The sequence below is a fragment of the Wenyingzhuangia heitensis genome, assembly GCF_011762155.1.
Taxonomy (GTDB): Bacteria; Bacteroidota; Bacteroidia; order Flavobacteriales; family Flavobacteriaceae; genus Wenyingzhuangia; species Wenyingzhuangia heitensis.
This window is the reverse complement of the sequence record NZ_JAASQL010000001.1, coordinates 288,366-304,771: the sequence shown is the minus strand read 5'-3', so window position 1 is coordinate 304,771 and position 16,406 is coordinate 288,366. Positions and strand designations below refer to the sequence as shown.

Genomic DNA, 16,406 nt, shown 5'->3' with positions numbered 1-16,406 from the left:
TTAGTGATTTCCTTTAATTTTAAACGTTCCGTTACTTCTTATATATATAACGGTTTCTTTATTTGTAGAGATTCTTGATTTTGAATTTTTTTCAGCTCCAAAATAAGATGCAGGTTCTAATTCGTTCTTTTCACCTTTTTTAGAAAATTGATGTGTTAAATGACCAGAAATAACAACCGCTCTAAAGTTTGGACTTAAGTTTTTAATGTTTCCTTTAAAACCAGCGGGCAATCTTAAAAGTGTTGCACGAAGCTGATTTTTTTCATGACTTCCCCATAAAAAAGCAGTTTCTACATTACTTTTATTTGCAACCCATTCAATATCCTTAGCATTTAACCAAACCATGTTTGTTTTATCTACGTTTATAGGACGTTCACCATTGTCAAAAGCTTCTGAAGTGGGTTTTACCAAATAAGGCCCTTCTTGAATATCTAAAAAAGCTAAATTTTCTTTACCATCTGCAGCTGTTATATGTGCTTCTCCTGCTGGTTGTTGCCAAAAAGACCCTGCTGGCAACCATTGTTTTTTAGCATTTTCATCATCGTTATGCAACAATCCTTGAATTACTACACCACGATAGGTTATATTATGAATGTGTGGAGGAGAAGAAAATCCTTTGTTGAATTTTACTATAAACCCTGCAGGTTCATTTTTTGTACGATCTCCCCAAAGCTTTCCTGCTGCTGGACTTTTATTTCCACGTAGCGGATTTAACCAACCCCATTCTATATTATCAGCGGTTACAACTTCATTTTTAGAAGTTGTTGAATCTGTTTTTGGAGTTTGTGCTTGTGCATAAAGTCCAGCTGTTATTGCCAAGGCAATGAGTATCTTTTTTTTCATATTATAAATGTTTTTATTTACTTTCTTTTAAATATTCGGGTAATTCTTTGCTTAACCAATCCTGACGAATTGGAACGTGCACATCTAAATCTACCGTTTTTTCTAAAGCCCAAAATTCGTGTGGTATATTTTCTGGAAATACAATCACTTCACCTGCTCCAACTTCTACAAATGTTTCTTTACCATCAATAATAGTTTTGATTTTTACTTTACCAGACATGATGTAGGTAATCTGTTCGTTTGGATGTTTGTGCCAAGGAATATGTGCATCTTTCTCTAAATTAAAAATGGTCATTTGCCCTTTTTGACCATGAAACCACTTGCGTTTTATTCCTTTCCCGATAGTTTCAGATTCCATATCATCAAAATTAAAGTGTTGTACTTTTGATGTAGCTATAGAATCTACGGTGTTTACTTGTGCATTTGCTGTGTAACTGGCAAATAAAGCGGTTACAGCTACTGCTGCTAGTGTGTTTTTCATTTCTATATTTTATTGAATACATCAGTTCCAGTGAAACTAATTCTACTGTTGTTAGTATTGAAACGAAACCGTGTACCTAAGTTCTCGATACATTTTTATTTCCATAAAAACACTCGAAATGACATTCTTATATATATATTGTTAGTTAGTTTGTCAGTTCGAGTGAAATTCTATTTTCAGAATTTTGTATCGAGAACTTTATATGATTTAAAAGCTTCTCGATATAAATTTTTAGTACTTCAAAATTCACTCTAAGTGATATTTGTAGATGCAAGGCTTAAAATCCTTCTAAAACTATTTTTCCTTTGGCTTTTCCTGTTTCTAAAAATGCGTGTGCTTTTCTAAGATTTTCAGCAGTTATAGTTCCAAAGTTTTCTCCTAAAGTGGATCTAATCGTTCCGTTGTCTATTAGTTCAGATACTTTATTTAAAATGTTATGTTGTTCTATCATATCTTCTGTTTGAAACATAGAGCGTGTAAACATTAACTCAATATGTGTAGAAACCGCTTTTCCTTTAAAAGGCATTACGTTTAACGATTTTGGATCGTCAATAAAGCCAAATTTACCTTGTGGTTTAATTAATTTCGCTATTTCATCTACATGATGTTCTGTAGCATTTAAACTCACAACATATTCTGGAGCAGGTAAGTTGTATTTTTCAAACTCTTCGCTCAATTTGTTTCTGTGGTTGATTACAGAATCAGCTCCTAACTCTTTTAACCAATCAGTTGTTTCCTCTCTAGAGGCGGTACCTATAATGTTTAGTTTTGTTAGCTTTTTTGCCAATTGTACCAAAATAGAACCCACACCACCGGCAGCACCAATTACTAAAATAGATTTGTTAGCATCATTTTTAGAGACCTGTAATCTGTCAAACAACATTTCATAGGCTGTAAGAGAGGTTAATGGTAATGCTGCAGCTTCTGCATATGATAAACTTGTTGGTTTTTTACCCACAATTCGCTCGTCAACTATTTGATATTGTGCATAACTTCCTTGGCGAGTAAAATCTCCAGCATACCAAACTTCATCACCTACTTTAAAAAGGGTAACATCGTCACCAATTGCTGTTACAGTTCCAGTAGCATCCCAACCAATTATTTTCCAATCATCACCCTTAACAGGCATTCCTACACGTACTTTATAGTCTGCAGGGTTTACAGAAATGGCTTTAATTTCTACCAAAATATCTTTTCCGGTAGCTATTGGAGTTTCTAACGTTACGTCTTGTAGAGAATTTATGTTATCTATTGGTAAATTCTCTTTATATCCTATTGCTTTCATTTTAAACTTAAATTTTTATAAAATTATATTACAGTAAAAATTTCGCTTTCTGGCAATCTAGATTTTGGTGTTTTTTCAGTAGAATTAAAATCAGATGCAGCTCTATATCCTAAAGAAACTGCTACCAATGCAGTATATCCTTTTTCTCTTAATCCAAATTCTTCATCTAATGCTTTTACATCAATTCCTTCCATAGGAGTTGCATCAATACCTAAACTAGCCACCCCTAATAAAAAGCTTCCAACGTTAAGATATACTTGTTTTTCCATCCAGTGTTGTAAATCCTTTAAATCGTATTTATGAATACCAGCAAATGCTTTTACGGCACCTAAAAATCCATTTTTTATATCTTCATTAGGAAATCTTCCGTCTTTATCTTCAGCATCAGCAATATGGCTATAGTACTCATCATCCGCATCAATTTTTGAACAAAACAATACTACAGCCGAAGCATTGGTTATTTTAGGTTCGTTAAAACTAAAGAAACCCTGTGTTCCTTTTGCCATACGTGCTTTTCCTTCTGTAGTTTCTGCAACTATAAAATGCCAAGGTTGTAGGTTTACACTAGAAGGGCTCATTCTTAATAAATTTTTGACTTCAACCATATCTGCATCAGATATTTTTTTGGTAGTGTCATATTCCTTTGTTGTGTATCTCCAGTTTAGTGTTTCTTGTAAGTTCATTTTATATTTTTTTTAAGTTGATTTTATTTATTTTAACACAAATGTAAAACCATAATCACCTTTTTTAAAGTATTTAAAAAGGTGATTTGTGTATTTTTAAAGGTTTTTTTAAAGGTTTGTATATGAAATAATACGTGTTTTATTGTTATTAAACACTACAAGACCTATTTTTGCAACTAATCCCTTTAAATGTACAAGAGTAACATATGTTTTTTAGGAGTTGATGCTTATGGCTTGTTTTGTAAAGCTCAATAGTTCTGTAATTTTAGTATTATTATAAGCATCGGAGTGTGCGTTAGAAAAAACACCTTTTACTTCTCCTTTATCGTTGTCAAAATATTTTTTAGTGATTCCTTTGTATTCATTAGAAATAGCCAAATCATATAAAATAGAACTCCCTTTTTCTGCAGGAGACCAGTGTTGCCCATAGGCTTCTTTTGCCATTTTTGTGTTTAACAAAGAGCCTGGGTTTACAGCAATTACAGTTGTGTTTGTTAAATGATCTGCCAAATTAAAACTCCACATAGTTAATGCTAGTTTACTTTGTGCATAGGCCTCATTTACAGACAACGGAGCTTTACCGTTTAATGCGTTTATAGAAACCGGAGCTTGTGCAGCAGAACTTAAATTTACAATACGTGATTCTGTATTAAAAACAGGAAGTATTTCAGTTGTTAATAAATAGGGAGCTAAATAATTTACCACAAGTCTAATGTCTATTCCCTCTTTAGTTTTAGAAACAGAACTGGTGAAAATACCGGCATTGTTAATTAAAACATCCAGTCCTGATACTTCTTTAAGGATTTGTTCTGCCATACTTTTTACAGCAGACAAGTCAGAAAAATCTGCCACAAAACCTTTAATCTTTCCGTTTTGACTAAGTTCTTTTATTTCTGTAACAACCGTATTTAATTTTTCGGTATTTCTACCGTGTACAAAAACCGTATGTCCTTCTTTGGCTAGTTTAATAGCGGTTAGTTTTCCTATACCGTCTGTGCTTCCTGTAATTAAAATATTTTTTTTCATGATTTTTTTAGTTTGAGTAAAAAGAGGTAACGCTTTTAAGGTTGTTATCTCTTATGTTTTTGTTTCTCTAGGGTTTACATCTGCTTTGGTTATAAAATTAATCAAGCGAAATAAACTTTTTAAAACGGTGCAATGGTGTCTTTTGGACTGTTGGGTACACTCCAACGCTCACGAGGTGTGGCATTTTTTGTTGTGGTGTTTGTAGGTGTTGAGTTACCTGTATTACCATAACTGCTAGTACCACCTCTTGGAACTTGCATACGGTCTCCGTATAACCATACTACCAAATTACTACGCTGTCCGCTAATAATTGGGTGTGTAGCGTGGGGTACGTTTCCTGTGTGAATTATTGCTTTTCCTGGCTCAAAAGTAGTTTGAACAACTTTTCCCGTAGATTTGTCATGAAAATCAACTTGAGAACCTGTAAATTCTTCATCAGGTAGGTTGATGTTTATATTTAAAGTAGCTGCAGAAGCATCGGTGTGCGCATGCAAGTCTTTGTCTTTATCTGGGTTGTATTGAATAGAAAAACCAAATGTTTGATTGTCGTACCCATAAGTACCCAATAACAAACGAGCAATAGGTCTCATATAACGATCCATGATTTCGTTGTAAAACGCTTGAAAATTAGGAGCAGCAAGATGACCTTCTGAGCGAGGATCAAGCATAATTCCGTAACGGTTTAATTGAATCCCATAGGGTGCACGTTTAGGAATTTGTGAATTTACGACATCTTCTAAATAATTACGAAATTCAGCCAAACGGTCAAGGTCAAAAAATTGTGCAGAATAAACACCAGGGATTATTTCTTCCCATAAATCAGCAACAGCATTTTCTTTATCTGGATTTTCCCAGGCATCGTTAATTGCTTTTCTTAATTTTGGATCAAGTAGCGTTTCATCAGGAATTAATAAACTGTCTTTGTTTTCAATTTCCCATTCGCTCCATGCATTTTCAAGTAACTCTCGGTTACTATTCCAAAATTGTGACACAGAAGGATCACGGTTTAGTGAAGCTTGGCGAGTTGGAAGAGTGAGTGCACGAGCTTGTGCAAGTGCTTTGTTATTTGTTTTCATAATAGTTTTGTTTTTTTGTTTGAACAAAGGTAATAGGATAAACAAATACTAAATAAGTATTAAAAAAGGGTATTAGTGTATAATAAAAGGTTTTTATAGTTGTTTTAGGTTTTTGTTCGTTTGTTTTTTATAGGTTTGTCTTAAAATATCATTATTATGGAAGTTTTAGAGGCGTATAAACCTTTTGAAATACAAGAGTTGAAGTTGTCGGAGTGGAAACAACGTGCCGTTAAAAATAATTTTTTTGAATTGGTTTTAATCAAAGAAGGAGAGGGAACACAATGCATAAATTACAATGAGTATCCTTATCATAAAGGAAGTATCTTTTTATTACCTCCTTTAAAATGTCACTCTTTTATTATAGAAAAGCCTACGAAATTTGTGTTTTTAAAATTCACAGATTCATTCTTTAAAAACGCAAACAGAACTTCTATTGATAGAAATGAATGGTTTAAAGAAGCTTCGTTTATTTTATCCAATTACAATCAATTGCCGGGAGATATTGTGAAAAATGAAATAGATAGAAAACATTTAACCAGATTGGTTTCTATGATTTTAGAAGAGTCTAGAAGTTTTGGAGAAGAATCTGTAATGTTGATTAAAAGTTTAATGACGAGTATTTTAGAGCTCTTGATTAGGAATATAAAAAAGAGTAATTATTTTGAGGGAACTAAAAATAATTATGATGATAGAATTACCAAAATGCTTGGGTATATTAATGAAAATATTGACAAAACAGAATTGTTAAAAGTAGAGAACTTGGCAGATGTTTTTATGATGTCGCCTACATATGTTAGCGAGTTTTTTAGAAAACAAGTAAAAATGTCTTTGCGAGAATATATCATCAAAGCTAAAATAAAACTGGTAGAAATAAGGTTGTTAAATTCAGATTACACCATTACAGAAATTGCGGACGAGTTGGCTTTTACTGATGCAAGTCATTTGTCTAAAACCTTTAAAAAATACACAGGCTCTTCTATTAGAGATTTTAAAAAGAATGGTGAATATGTGCTTTTAAAAAGAAATGTTTGTGTTGCTTAGTTTTTAAAGATGTGTAAAGATTCTAATAAATCAGGATATACAAACTGATAATTCAAATCGGTTTGTATTTTTTGATTAGAAATTACTTTAAAATTATTTAATTCCTTAATAAAAGAGGCAGGTTTTTTACCCATTTGCTCCGTGGCTTTTGTGTAATACTCTGCCTTTGTTGGGTGTGTGGTGGCAGCAGCGTTGTAGGTAATATTCCACTTTTTTTGAGCTATAATAGCTTGTACAATACCAATGCAGTCCTCTAAATGAATAAGATTTATGGGAGACAATGCATTTTGTACCGTTTTGTCTTCTTTAAAAAAGCTCCCAGGATTTCTAGTTCCTCCAATCAATCCTGCAAAGCGAATAATGGTGGTGTTAAAATGAGTGTTGTTTTTGAATAAATTTTCAAAATCAAACAACTCTTTTTTTGCACTGTTTATTTTAAAGTTATCGGTGTCTGTAATTTCTGCGTTAATGTCATCATATACAGAGGTAGAGCTAATGAAAACAACGTGTTTTATAGTCGATTTTTCTATTGCTTTTACTAGTGTTTTATAAGCGTTTATAAACGGCTTTTGTTTTCTAAAAGGAACGTTGATAAATAAAATATCACTTTGTAAAAAATGCTGAATATTTCCCTCAATTTCTTCGTCAATAGTAATTGTGTAGGGGTGTATTCCCAATTCTAACAATGTTTCGTGTTTAGAAATAGTGGTGGTACTTCCTTTTACAATAAAATCATTATTTACAAAAGCAGTTGCTATAGGTAATCCTAACCATCCGCAACCTAAAACACTAAATACTTTTTGTTCCATTGTCTTTTTCTGTGTTGTTTTCTAATTTATCTAACAAAGTAGGAAATATAGCTGGAGCTAAATTTTTAACAGGAGTAAATAGAATTGATTTTTCTATTTGTTCTTTCTCTAAAAAAGGGATGACTCCGTTTATTCTTTCTAACCATCCAAGAATTACACTTAAAATTAAGCCTACTTTTATAACTCCAAAAATGGCTCCTAGTATTTTGTTAATCCATCCTAAGGCAATTAATGATGCTAATTTTGTTAGTAGTTTTCCTGCTAAAGATATGCTAATAACAATCACTAAAAAAGTAATAGCAAAAGCAGTTAAGGCAATGTATTTGGGTTCTAAATCTACATATTTAATTAACAGATCTTTTGCATAAAAAGAAAAATGCATAGATCCATAAATTCCAGCAATTAAAGCAACTAAAGAAGCTACTTCAGTCAATAAACCTTTCATTATTCCTTTTACCAATCCGTATAAAAGAATTACCCCAATAACAATATCTAAAATCTCCATAAATAAATTTGATTCAAAGATACAGTTTTATCGTTTTACCCTTTAGGACTTCTTATATTTGTTAAAAAAAGGAACGATGGTTAATGATGAGCAATTAAAGTTGCGATGGAAAGAAGTGGTAAAAGACTTGTCGGACAAGTTTGCCGATGGTGATACATTAGATGTAGATTCTATTTTGTACTTAATTGGTGTACAAGAGTTAGGACAGGGATATAAGGTTTTTAAAAAAGATGAAAAATTAAACTTAATGCACATTGCTATTTGCAGATTGTTAGAGCCTTATGGGTATTATGAGTTTGAGTTTTTTGATGAAGACAGCTGGCCACATTATAAGGCTTTAGAAGCTTTGCCAAATTTAAAACCAGGAGAACAAACATTGTTAATGAAAGAAGCGATTGTTCGTTATTTTGATGAGTAATTTTGGAACATTTTTTGTTTAATATAAAGTTATGAAGTATATCCGTTTTTTGTTTTTAATAATTACCCAATTTGTTGCTGCTCAAAATACAGTAACGGGAATGTTTACAGATTCAATTTCAAAAATTAAAAGTGTAGCGCTTTATCAATTTAAAAATGGTACTCCAGAATATGTAAAATTTACAGAGGTAGATAAAAACACGTTTACATTTGCCATGGACAATTTGCCTAGTGGTTATTATAAAGCTTTGTATCAAAATGTAACGTCTGGTTTTGTAGATTTTATATATAATAAAGAAAATGTAAAATTTAAAATAAATAGTAAAGTGGGGCAGCCTTCTGTTGCTTATTTGTCTTCTAGAGAAAATCAATTAATAGCTTCATACAACTATAGTATGTTGCAATTACAGTCTAAATTAGATTCTGTACAAATGGCTTTTTTTAGAAAACCTAGTGCCGATGTTGCTTTTTATAAAGAAATAAAATCTAAAATTGATGGGGCTCAAAATTATTATAAAGACTTGGCTAAAAATGATTATTGTTTAAGTTTGATAAAAGCATCTAAACGATACAATGCTCCTATACCTTATACGTTACCAGGAAATTACATTAGCTCTATTCAGAAACATTTTTTTGATTATATAGACTTTAAAGATCAAGGTTTGCAAGATTCTGATTTCTTAAAAAAAAGAGTGACAGATTATGTGTTTTATTTACATCAATCAGAAAGTAAAGAGACCGAGAATAGATTGTTTATAAGCGCTATTAAAAAAGTAGATTCTTTATTAGAAAATACTGAATTAAAAGAAGGGATCTTGGCCGATTTAATTCAGAAATTAATTGCTAAAGAAAACAGTGTAGTCTTAAAAGAAACGGTGGCTGTTTATAAAAATTTACCACTAGCAATTCAAAATGATAAGCTGTTAAAAGAAACCGAACAATTGTCTAAGACTTTATTGAGAGTTGTAGCTCCAAATATTAAAATTTCTACTACAGAAAATTTATATAGTCTGTCGGGTTCAAAAAATTATTTAATTGTTTTTTGGAGCAGCAGTTGTTCACACTGTACGGCAGAAATACCAAAAGTAAAAGCACTTTTAAAAGAACATACAGAAGTAACAGTTGTTTCTGTAGGATTAGAAAAAAAAGAAGATAAAACAAAATGGGCATCTAAAATAAAAGAGTATCCAACTTGGAAAAATGTAATTTCCCTAGGTAAGTGGAGTAGTATAGATGCTAAAAATTATAGTGTAAATGCAACACCCTCTTATTTTGTGTTAAATGCTAATAAGAGGATTATTGCAAAACCAAGTAGTTTAGAAAAATTACAAGAAATATTTCAATAATTTAGTCTAATAATTCCTCTATTTTTTCACTCATAATTTCATTAATATTGTGTTTGTAACCGGTTTCAAAGAATTGAATTTTACCTTTTTTATCTATAATAATATTAGTAGGGTAGCGTGTAACTCCAAATTCTTTGGCTAGCCATCTACCTTGTTCTACCAAATCGTAATACAAAGGGTTTTTTGCTATAAATTTTTGGATTCGTTCCTTATTGTCTAACGCAATTGCTATAAATTTTACTTTTTTATTAGATTTATATTTTTCTTGAAGTTGGTTTAATTTTGGAATTTCTGATTTACACGGAGGACATGTTGTAAACCAGAAGTTTAGAACCACTACGTTTTTTAATAATTTTTTACTAGCGTGTGTTCTTCCTTTAAGTGTGTTTACTTTAAACTCTGGACTTTTTTTTCCAATGTTAGATTTTTCTACAAATGTTTTCTGGTCATTTGTTTTTTTACGGTTTGCTTTATACTCTGCATAAGTTTCAATCTTGTAGCTCTCTAAAGAATAAAGAGATGCAGGCATGGTGTAGTAATTAATTTTTTTGGCAGTAGCTGTATAGTGTCCTAGTTTGCTGCTATAACCAGGATATTGCATTACAAACCCTTTAATTTTATAATTCTTGTGATAATTTATAGGGAATAAATCTGTAGCATAAATTTCATAAAACTTTCCCTTTTTAATTGTAACATATTTGTTACAATTGATTCCTAAAATGGTTTTAGTATCTCCTTTTTGTAAAGCGGCTTCGTTGTATGGCTCCCTTAAAGTATAAGAAATAGCTTTTTTGGGTTTACTTTCTTGATGGCAGTAATAAGATTTATTTTGTTTGTAATCGTACAATCTAAAATGGTCTGTGCTAGAGGTGTTTCTGTACAGTGTACGTTCTACCAATTTATCATTTTTAAAAATGACATTAATTTCATTTAAAAAATTAGAAGATTTTCTTTCTAAGTCTGTTAATTCACGTTCGTATTTAATGTCATAAGTAATTACAATGTCTTTGGCTAAATCTTCTTTAGTAGGTGTTTTAAGTTGTGCAAAAAGAGTAGAAGTGCTAATTAAAACTAGCAGGTAAAAGTTTTTAAATTTCATAGAGCATATTTTTTCTAAATATATTTTTTTAGAACACCATAAGCAAAAAACGGAGGCTAAAATTTAAATTTAATACTTTATTCAAAAGATAAAAAAGCTTCTTCAATATGGTTTAGTTCTGTTTTTTTATTGTTTTTTACAATAGCAATTACATCAAAACGAACCTCTGTATCTAAATTTTTTTGCTCTACGTATGCATTTGCAGCCATAATTAATAACTTTATCTTTCCCTTTGTGATAAACTCCTCTGGGCTTCCAAAAAAGTCAGTAGTTCTTGTTTTTACTTCTACAATGGCAAGTGTGTTTTCTTTTTTTGCAATAATATCTACTTCAGCCTTTAAGTATCTCCAATTGGTTTCTAAAATAGTATAGCTATTTTTTAGCAAAAAATCTTTTGCCAATTGCTCACCTAAGTTCCCTAAATCGTTGTGCTGTGCCATTTAAGTTTCTAAGATAAGTTTTTGATTTAATATTTTTATCAAATATTTGGTTATCAGTTAAAAAATTCTGAGTTTTGCATTAGAAATGAAATACAACAATTTACATAACACCCAGTCTATTACGTGTGCAAAATCGTATAATCAAGCTATGATGGTCAAGAACCATACAGCTAGGATGTTATTGTGTATTTCTGTTTTTTAAAAAAAGATAAAACTAAAAATATATAAAAAAGCATCCAATTGGATGCTTTTTTTCGTTTACAACAAATTCTAAATAACAATTATATGAACACAAATTATCACATTTCCTATTCAACATTAAAGCAGATTAATGTTACAAATTGTGCCAAATCTATGCAGGTCTGGCTAACAAACAAAGTCCTTTATAAAACAGATTGAATGTACTAAGTACTCACCAAATCAATATTTATAAAGGCACTTAATTTAAAAGTGTCTTTTTTATTGATTAAAATTTAAATACCATGAAAAGTAACCTAAAAAGAATTAACGAAATATTTAAAAATGATTTTATAGATAACATTAGCCTAATTAACAGAAAGCTGTATCCAAGGCCTTATTTGTTTGATGAAGAAACAAGTGAAGAGGATGAACCTATTTTGTTTATATAGTATTTGTTAAAAATTACGACTGCTGTTTAATGGTAGTCGTAATTTTTACTTAGTAAATTTAACTTTAGAAACCGTTTTACCAACATTTAACTCTATGGAGTGTCCAAAAATTAAACTCATGTTTCTGTCTTCATGACCTGCCGGAAAATCAAATAAAACGGGAATATTGTACTTGCTTACAATGGTTAAAACAAGCTCTTCTATGGTTTGTCCAAATTCAGGATAATTTTGCTTGGTATCGGTAAAATCACCTAATATTAAACCAGAACATTCTTTAAAATATCCTTTTCTATCTAATGCTCTTAGCAATCTATCTATATGATATTTGTATTCCCCAATTTCCTCAATAAAAAGGATTTTATTTTTTGCCGAATAACAAGTATTGGTACCAATCATGTTTTCTAAAATAGTTAAGTTTCCACCAATTAAAACTCCAGAACAGGTTCCTTTTTTGTTGTATTTGTTAGACGGAACTGTGTAGGTAGTAATTTTTCCTTGTAAAAAATTATGTAACTGTTCTATGCTTTGTTGAATTGCCGGCCAGGGTTCTTTAAAGTTAATAGGCATGGGAGCATGTAAACTCTGAAAACCTAAATTGTGCAATTTATTGTGAAATACTGTAATGTCAGAATAGCCAATAATCCATTTTGGGTGTTTGGCAAATTGATAGAAATCTAAATCATCAATAATTCTTACCGATCCATAGCCGCCACGAGCACACCAAATAGCCTTGGCTGTTTTATGATTTAATGCCCATTGCATACTTTTTAAGCGTTGAGTATCTGTCCCTGCAAAATGATAATGTTCATTAAAAACAGTATCATCTATAATTACGGTATATCCCCAGCTTTCAAAAGTTTCTTTTGCAGTTATAATTGCCTGAGGTTGTTTTATAATTCCTGCAGGAGCAACAATTAAAATAGTATCTCCAGTTTGTAAAAAATCAGGTTGTGTAAAAGTGATGTTTTGACTGTTCATAGTGGTCATCAAAAAGAAAAAAATGAGCCTAAAAAAGGATTTCATAATGTTGATTTGGTATTCAAAAATAAGGATTTAATATTTAGAGCATATAAGGTTGATGATATTCTACAAATCAATATTATAATGTTTGGTTACAGAATTGTATTTTTGCCGTCTAAAATTATGTAATAAGATGAACAATCCTAAAAGATATACCCTAACTGCAGCTTTGCCCTACACCAATGGACCTATCCATATTGGACATTTAGCAGGGGTTTACGTACCCGCTGATATTTATGCACGTTACTTACGTAACAAAGGGAAAGATGTGGCTTTTGTAGGAGGATCTGATGAGCATGGAGTGCCAATTACTATTAAAGCTAAAAAAGAAGGAGTGACTCCACAAGATGTGGTTGATAAATACCACGGAATCATCAAACAATCTTTTGTTGATTTTGGAATTTCTTTTGATAATTATTCAAGAACATCAGCACCTATTCATCACAAAACTGCTTCTGAGTTTTTTATAAATTTGTACGAAAAAGGTGAATTTATAGAAAAGGTAGAACATCAGTTGTATGATGAAGAAGCCAATCAATTTTTGGCAGATAGATTTGTGGTAGGAACTTGTCCTAAATGTGGTGATGAGAATTCTTATGGAGATCAATGTGAAAAATGTGGAACATCTCACAATGCTACAGATTTAATCAACCCCAAATCTGCAATTACAGGAAACGTACCTACTGTAAAAGAAACCAAACACTGGTTTTTGCCTTTAGATAGGCACGAAGCATTTTTAAAAGAATGGATTTTAGAAGGGCATAAAGACGATTGGAAACCCAATGTTTACGGTCAGGTAAAATCTTGGATTGATGACGGATTAAGACCAAGAGCAGTAACTCGTGATTTGGATTGGGGAATTCCCGTTCCTTTAAAAGGAGCTGAAGGAAAAGTATTGTATGTTTGGTTTGATGCTCCTATTGGATATATTTCATCAACTAAAGAATGGGCAGAAGCAAATGGAAAAGATTGGGAACCTTATTGGAAAGATAAAGATACCAAGTTGGTGCATTTTATAGGAAAAGATAATATTGTATTTCACTGTATTATTTTTCCTGCTATGTTAAAAGCACATGGTGATTATATTATGCCAGACAATGTGCCAGCGAATGAGTTTTTAAATTTAGAAGGAAACAAGTTATCTACTTCTAAAAATTGGGCAGTTTGGTTACACGAATATTTAGAAGATTTTCCGGGTAAGCAAGATGTGTTGCGTTATGCTTTAACGGCAAATGCACCAGAAACCAAGGACAATGATTTTACTTGGAAAGATTTTCAGGCAAGAAACAATAACGAGTTAGTAGCTATTTTTGGAAACTTTATCAATAGAGTAGTGGTGTTAACAAACAAATACTATAACGGAGAAGTTCCAGTTACAGGAGCTTTTTCTGAGGTTGACGAGGATGTGTTAGCTCAGGTTAAGGAGTTTCCAAACATTATTTCTAAATCTATGGAGCGTTACCGTTTTAGAGAAGCGATGGCAGAAATGATGAATTTAGCTCGTTTGGGTAATAAATACTTAGCAGATGAAGAGCCTTGGAAATTAATAAAAACAGATGAAGAGCGTACGAAGACTATTATGTATGTTGCTTTGCAAATTTCTGCTGCGTTGTCAATTTTATCAGAACCATTTTTACCATTTAGTGCTACAAAATTAAAAGAGATTTTAAAATTAGGGGCTTCAAGTGAGATGTCAGATTTAATTTGGGATGATGTAGAAAATAAGGACGAATTAATTCCTACAGGTCATGTTATTGGAGAAGCAGAATTGTTGTTTGCTAAAATAGAAGATGTAGAAATTCAAGCTCAAATAGATAAATTAGAAGCAACTAAATTGGCAAATGCTGCCGAAGCTAAAGTAGTTGAGCCTCAAAAAGAAACCATCGGTTTTGAGGAATTTACAAAATTAGACATTAGAACTGGGACTATTATAGAAGCTGAAAAAATGCCAAAAGCTAAAAAATTATTAGTTTTAAAGGTTGATACAGGTATTGATGTTAGAACCATTGTTTCTGGAATTGCAGAGAGTTATAAGCCAGAAGATATTATAGGTCAAAAAGTATCGGTTTTGGTAAACTTAGCTCCACGTAAATTAAGAGGAGTAGAAAGTGAAGGAATGATTTTAATGACAGATACCAAAGATGGAAAACTATCATTTTTAGCTCCTTCTGAAGATAACGTAGCGAATGGTGAGTTTGTGAGTTAAGCACAACAAGTTACAATCTATATAACCCCCATTTTTGATATGTTTCAAAAATGGGGTTTCTTTTTTATTAAGAAATTTAGTGTTTTGTGTGTTTTAATAATTGTGAGTTAATACACAACTTTTATTCTCTTAACCTGCTTTCTTTACTTTCGTTTTTTTAAACTTAAACATAAAAAATGAAAATTACTACAATTAAAATATTGCTATTGGCAGTTGTTACAACATCGGTTATTTCTTGTAAAGACGATGTAAAAGAGGTTAAAAAAGAATGGAAATTGCCAGAAGTGTCAATTACCGGAGTTAGATTGCCACATACTGTTTTAAAAATAACAGAAGATAATGTAGAGGTAAGAAATGGAGGGTTTGGTTCTGCAGCTACAGCACATCCTATAAATGAAGGTGAGTTTTACGCTCTAACAGATAGAGGAGCCAATATTAAATTTGGAAGCAATAAAATTTTTCCTACACCAGACTATACGCCTAGAATTGGTCATTTTAAATTGTTAGAAAACGGAACAGTTGAAATGATTAATGAGATTTTATTTAAAAATCCTGCAGGAGCAAATATTAGCGGGAGACCAAACCCAGAAGGTTATGGAGCAACAGGAGAAGTTCCTTATAACGAAGATCAAACAACTGTTTTAGACTTTGATAAATATGGTTTAGACAGTGAAGGGTTGGTTGCATTGAAAGATGAAACTTTTTGGGTTTCTGATGAGTATGGACCACACATTGCTCATTTTGATACTACAGGTAAACAGTTAGAAAGATTAAGTCCTAAAGGAATTACAGGAGAATCAGGAGATAGAAAACTACCAGCGGTTTTTGCCACAAGGTGGGCAAACAGAGGTATGGAAGGTTTGGCTGTTACTCCAGATGAAACTACATTGGTAGGAATTATGCAATCTACTTTATACAACCCTTCAAAGGCGGATGTTGCAGATTTTACAATTACCAGAATTGTAACATTTAATATTGCAACTGGAGCAACTAAGCAATATTTATACAAGCAAGAAAAGGCTAAAAATTCAAATTCAGAAATTGTTGCTTTAAGCAATACAGAATTTTTACTTGTAGAAAGAGATGGAGCGTTTACAAAAGATACTGATAAGAGTGAAGTTCAAAAACATATTTATAAAATAGATATTTCTAATGCTACAGATGTTTCTGATGTTGCAGATACTACTAATGGTAAATTAATTAATGGAAAAACAATTGAGCAATGTACTTGGGATGAGTTAACAACTGCAGGAATTGTTCCTGTAACAAAAATGTTAGCGGTAGATTTAATAGCAGAGTTAGGAGATTATCCTCATGATAAGTTAGAAGGGATTTGGTTGATAAACTCAAATACTATTGGAGTTATTAACGATGATGATTTTGCTGTTTGGACAGGTGATAATAGTGCAACTATTCAGAAATATATTTCTAAAACTGAAACAGCAGAAAATATTGATGGAAACACATTGTATATTGTAAACTTTTAAGGGACGGTTTATT

At 31.6% G+C, this 16,406-nt stretch carries 18 protein-coding genes; 7 read left to right on the top strand and 11 right to left on the bottom strand.

What is annotated here, in order from left to right; all coding sequences use genetic code 11:
* The 6 genes from FHR24_RS01315 to FHR24_RS01290 all read right to left on the bottom strand — a co-directional run bounded on the left by FHR24_RS01315 (position 1) and on the right by FHR24_RS01290 (position 5,394).
* Complete coding sequence (locus FHR24_RS01315; protein ID WP_167182739.1) at positions 1-843, bottom strand: DUF4437 domain-containing protein; 843 nt, start codon at positions 841-843, stop codon at positions 1-3.
* Between the two features lie 13 nt (positions 844-856).
* Positions 857-1,324 (bottom strand): cupin domain-containing protein, encoded by a 468-nt coding sequence (locus tag FHR24_RS01310; RefSeq protein WP_167182736.1) that lies wholly within the window; start codon positions 1,322-1,324, stop codon positions 857-859.
* A 277-nt stretch (positions 1,325-1,601) separates the two neighbouring features.
* Entirely contained in the window at positions 1,602-2,609 is a 1,008-nt protein-coding gene (locus FHR24_RS01305; RefSeq protein ID WP_167182733.1) for a zinc-binding alcohol dehydrogenase family protein, read from the bottom strand.
* A 23-nt stretch (positions 2,610-2,632) separates the two neighbouring features.
* Complete coding sequence (nfsB, locus tag FHR24_RS01300) at positions 2,633-3,292, bottom strand: oxygen-insensitive NAD(P)H nitroreductase (protein ID WP_167182730.1); 660 nt, start codon at positions 3,290-3,292, stop codon at positions 2,633-2,635.
* A gap of 213 nt (positions 3,293-3,505) precedes the next feature.
* Positions 3,506-4,318: an SDR family NAD(P)-dependent oxidoreductase gene (locus tag FHR24_RS01295; RefSeq protein ID WP_167182727.1), complete on the bottom strand. Its 813-nt coding sequence runs from the start codon at positions 4,316-4,318 to the stop codon at positions 3,506-3,508.
* 119 nt (positions 4,319-4,437) lie between these two features.
* Positions 4,438-5,394, bottom strand: coding sequence for a 2OG-Fe(II) oxygenase (locus FHR24_RS01290; protein WP_167182724.1), 957 nt, complete (start codon positions 5,392-5,394; stop codon positions 4,438-4,440).
* A gap of 156 nt (positions 5,395-5,550) precedes the next feature.
* On the opposite strand from FHR24_RS01290, the gene FHR24_RS01285 reads away from it, so the two are divergent.
* Complete coding sequence (locus tag FHR24_RS01285; RefSeq protein ID WP_167182722.1) at positions 5,551-6,435, top strand: AraC family transcriptional regulator; 885 nt, start codon at positions 5,551-5,553, stop codon at positions 6,433-6,435.
* Here FHR24_RS01285 and FHR24_RS01280 read toward each other — a convergent pair.
* Together FHR24_RS01280 and FHR24_RS01275 are read right to left on the bottom strand one after the other, a co-directional pair.
* Positions 6,432-7,244, bottom strand: a complete 813-nt coding sequence (locus FHR24_RS01280; protein WP_167182719.1) for a Rossmann-fold NAD(P)-binding domain-containing protein — start codon at positions 7,242-7,244, stop codon at positions 6,432-6,434. The genes FHR24_RS01285 and FHR24_RS01280 overlap by 4 nt on opposite strands.
* Positions 7,225-7,749, bottom strand: a complete 525-nt coding sequence (locus FHR24_RS01275; RefSeq protein ID WP_167182717.1) for a CvpA family protein — start codon at positions 7,747-7,749, stop codon at positions 7,225-7,227. Before FHR24_RS01275 ends, FHR24_RS01280 begins: the two co-directional genes overlap by 20 nt.
* Positions 7,750-7,825: 76 nt before the next feature.
* Here FHR24_RS01275 and FHR24_RS01270 point away from each other — a divergent pair, with 76 nt between their 5' ends.
* Together FHR24_RS01270 and FHR24_RS01265 are read left to right on the top strand one after the other, a co-directional pair.
* Entirely contained in the window at positions 7,826-8,167 is a 342-nt protein-coding gene (locus tag FHR24_RS01270) for a hypothetical protein (RefSeq protein ID WP_167182714.1), read from the top strand.
* Positions 8,168-8,198: 31 nt separating this feature from the next.
* Positions 8,199-9,512 carry a TlpA family protein disulfide reductase gene (locus tag FHR24_RS01265; RefSeq protein WP_167182711.1) on the top strand — a complete coding sequence of 438 codons (1,314 nt, stop codon included), beginning with the start codon at positions 8,199-8,201 and terminating at the stop codon, positions 9,510-9,512.
* Between the two features lies 1 nt (position 9,513).
* Here FHR24_RS01265 and FHR24_RS01260 read toward each other — a convergent pair whose 3' ends face one another.
* Both FHR24_RS01260 and FHR24_RS01255 read right to left on the bottom strand, forming a co-directional pair.
* A complete protein-coding gene (locus tag FHR24_RS01260; protein ID WP_167182708.1) occupies positions 9,514-10,611 on the bottom strand; it encodes a TlpA family protein disulfide reductase in 1,098 nt (365 codons plus the stop codon).
* A gap of 77 nt (positions 10,612-10,688) precedes the next feature.
* Entirely contained in the window at positions 10,689-11,051 is a 363-nt protein-coding gene (locus FHR24_RS01255) for a YraN family protein (protein WP_167182705.1), read from the bottom strand.
* Between the two features lie 482 nt (positions 11,052-11,533).
* Between FHR24_RS01255 and FHR24_RS01250 the strand changes: the two genes are divergently transcribed.
* Positions 11,534-11,680, top strand: coding sequence for a hypothetical protein (locus FHR24_RS01250; RefSeq protein ID WP_167182702.1), 147 nt, complete (start codon positions 11,534-11,536; stop codon positions 11,678-11,680).
* A gap of 45 nt (positions 11,681-11,725) precedes the next feature.
* Here FHR24_RS01250 and FHR24_RS01245 read toward each other — a convergent pair whose 3' ends face one another.
* A complete protein-coding gene (locus FHR24_RS01245; RefSeq protein WP_243846483.1) occupies positions 11,726-12,658 on the bottom strand; it encodes a S66 peptidase family protein in 933 nt (310 codons plus the stop codon).
* Between FHR24_RS01245 and FHR24_RS01240 the strand changes: the two genes are divergently transcribed.
* From FHR24_RS01240 to FHR24_RS01230, 3 genes are all read left to right on the top strand, one after another.
* Positions 12,647-12,829, top strand: a complete 183-nt coding sequence (locus FHR24_RS01240; RefSeq protein ID WP_167181987.1) for a hypothetical protein — start codon at positions 12,647-12,649, stop codon at positions 12,827-12,829. The genes FHR24_RS01245 and FHR24_RS01240 overlap by 12 nt on opposite strands.
* A gap of 4 nt (positions 12,830-12,833) precedes the next feature.
* Complete coding sequence (gene metG / locus FHR24_RS01235) at positions 12,834-14,906, top strand: methionine--tRNA ligase (protein WP_167182696.1); 2,073 nt, start codon at positions 12,834-12,836, stop codon at positions 14,904-14,906.
* Between the two features lie 176 nt (positions 14,907-15,082).
* Positions 15,083-16,393, top strand: coding sequence for an esterase-like activity of phytase family protein (locus FHR24_RS01230; protein WP_167182693.1), 1,311 nt, complete (start codon positions 15,083-15,085; stop codon positions 16,391-16,393).
* Positions 16,394-16,406 lie beyond the last annotated feature (13 nt).

Coding starts and splice junctions, on each gene's coding strand:
- FHR24_RS01315 (WP_167182739.1), bottom strand. CDS start 843: ATGAAAAAAAAGATACTCATTGCCTTGGCAATAACAGCTGGACTTTAT.
- FHR24_RS01310 (WP_167182736.1), bottom strand. CDS start 1,324: ATGAAAAACACACTAGCAGCAGTAGCTGTAACCGCTTTATTTGCCAGT.
- FHR24_RS01305 (WP_167182733.1), bottom strand. CDS start 2,609: ATGAAAGCAATAGGATATAAAGAGAATTTACCAATAGATAACATAAAT.
- nfsB (WP_167182730.1), bottom strand. CDS start 3,292: ATGAACTTACAAGAAACACTAAACTGGAGATACACAACAAAGGAATAT.
- FHR24_RS01295 (WP_167182727.1), bottom strand. CDS start 4,318: ATGAAAAAAAATATTTTAATTACAGGAAGCACAGACGGTATAGGAAAA.
- FHR24_RS01290 (WP_167182724.1), bottom strand. CDS start 5,394: ATGAAAACAAATAACAAAGCACTTGCACAAGCTCGTGCACTCACTCTT.
- FHR24_RS01285 (WP_167182722.1), top strand. CDS start 5,551: ATGGAAGTTTTAGAGGCGTATAAACCTTTTGAAATACAAGAGTTGAAG.
- FHR24_RS01280 (WP_167182719.1), bottom strand. CDS start 7,244: ATGGAACAAAAAGTATTTAGTGTTTTAGGTTGCGGATGGTTAGGATTA.
- FHR24_RS01275 (WP_167182717.1), bottom strand. CDS start 7,749: ATGGAGATTTTAGATATTGTTATTGGGGTAATTCTTTTATACGGATTG.
- FHR24_RS01270 (WP_167182714.1), top strand. CDS start 7,826: ATGGTTAATGATGAGCAATTAAAGTTGCGATGGAAAGAAGTGGTAAAA.
- FHR24_RS01265 (WP_167182711.1), top strand. CDS start 8,199: ATGAAGTATATCCGTTTTTTGTTTTTAATAATTACCCAATTTGTTGCT.
- FHR24_RS01260 (WP_167182708.1), bottom strand. CDS start 10,611: ATGAAATTTAAAAACTTTTACCTGCTAGTTTTAATTAGCACTTCTACT.
- FHR24_RS01255 (WP_167182705.1), bottom strand. CDS start 11,051: ATGGCACAGCACAACGATTTAGGGAACTTAGGTGAGCAATTGGCAAAA.
- FHR24_RS01250 (WP_167182702.1), top strand. CDS start 11,534: ATGAAAAGTAACCTAAAAAGAATTAACGAAATATTTAAAAATGATTTT.
- FHR24_RS01245 (WP_243846483.1), bottom strand. CDS start 12,658: ATGAACAGTCAAAACATCACTTTTACACAACCTGATTTTTTACAAACT.
- metG (WP_167182696.1), top strand. CDS start 12,834: ATGAACAATCCTAAAAGATATACCCTAACTGCAGCTTTGCCCTACACC.
- FHR24_RS01230 (WP_167182693.1), top strand. CDS start 15,083: ATGAAAATTACTACAATTAAAATATTGCTATTGGCAGTTGTTACAACA.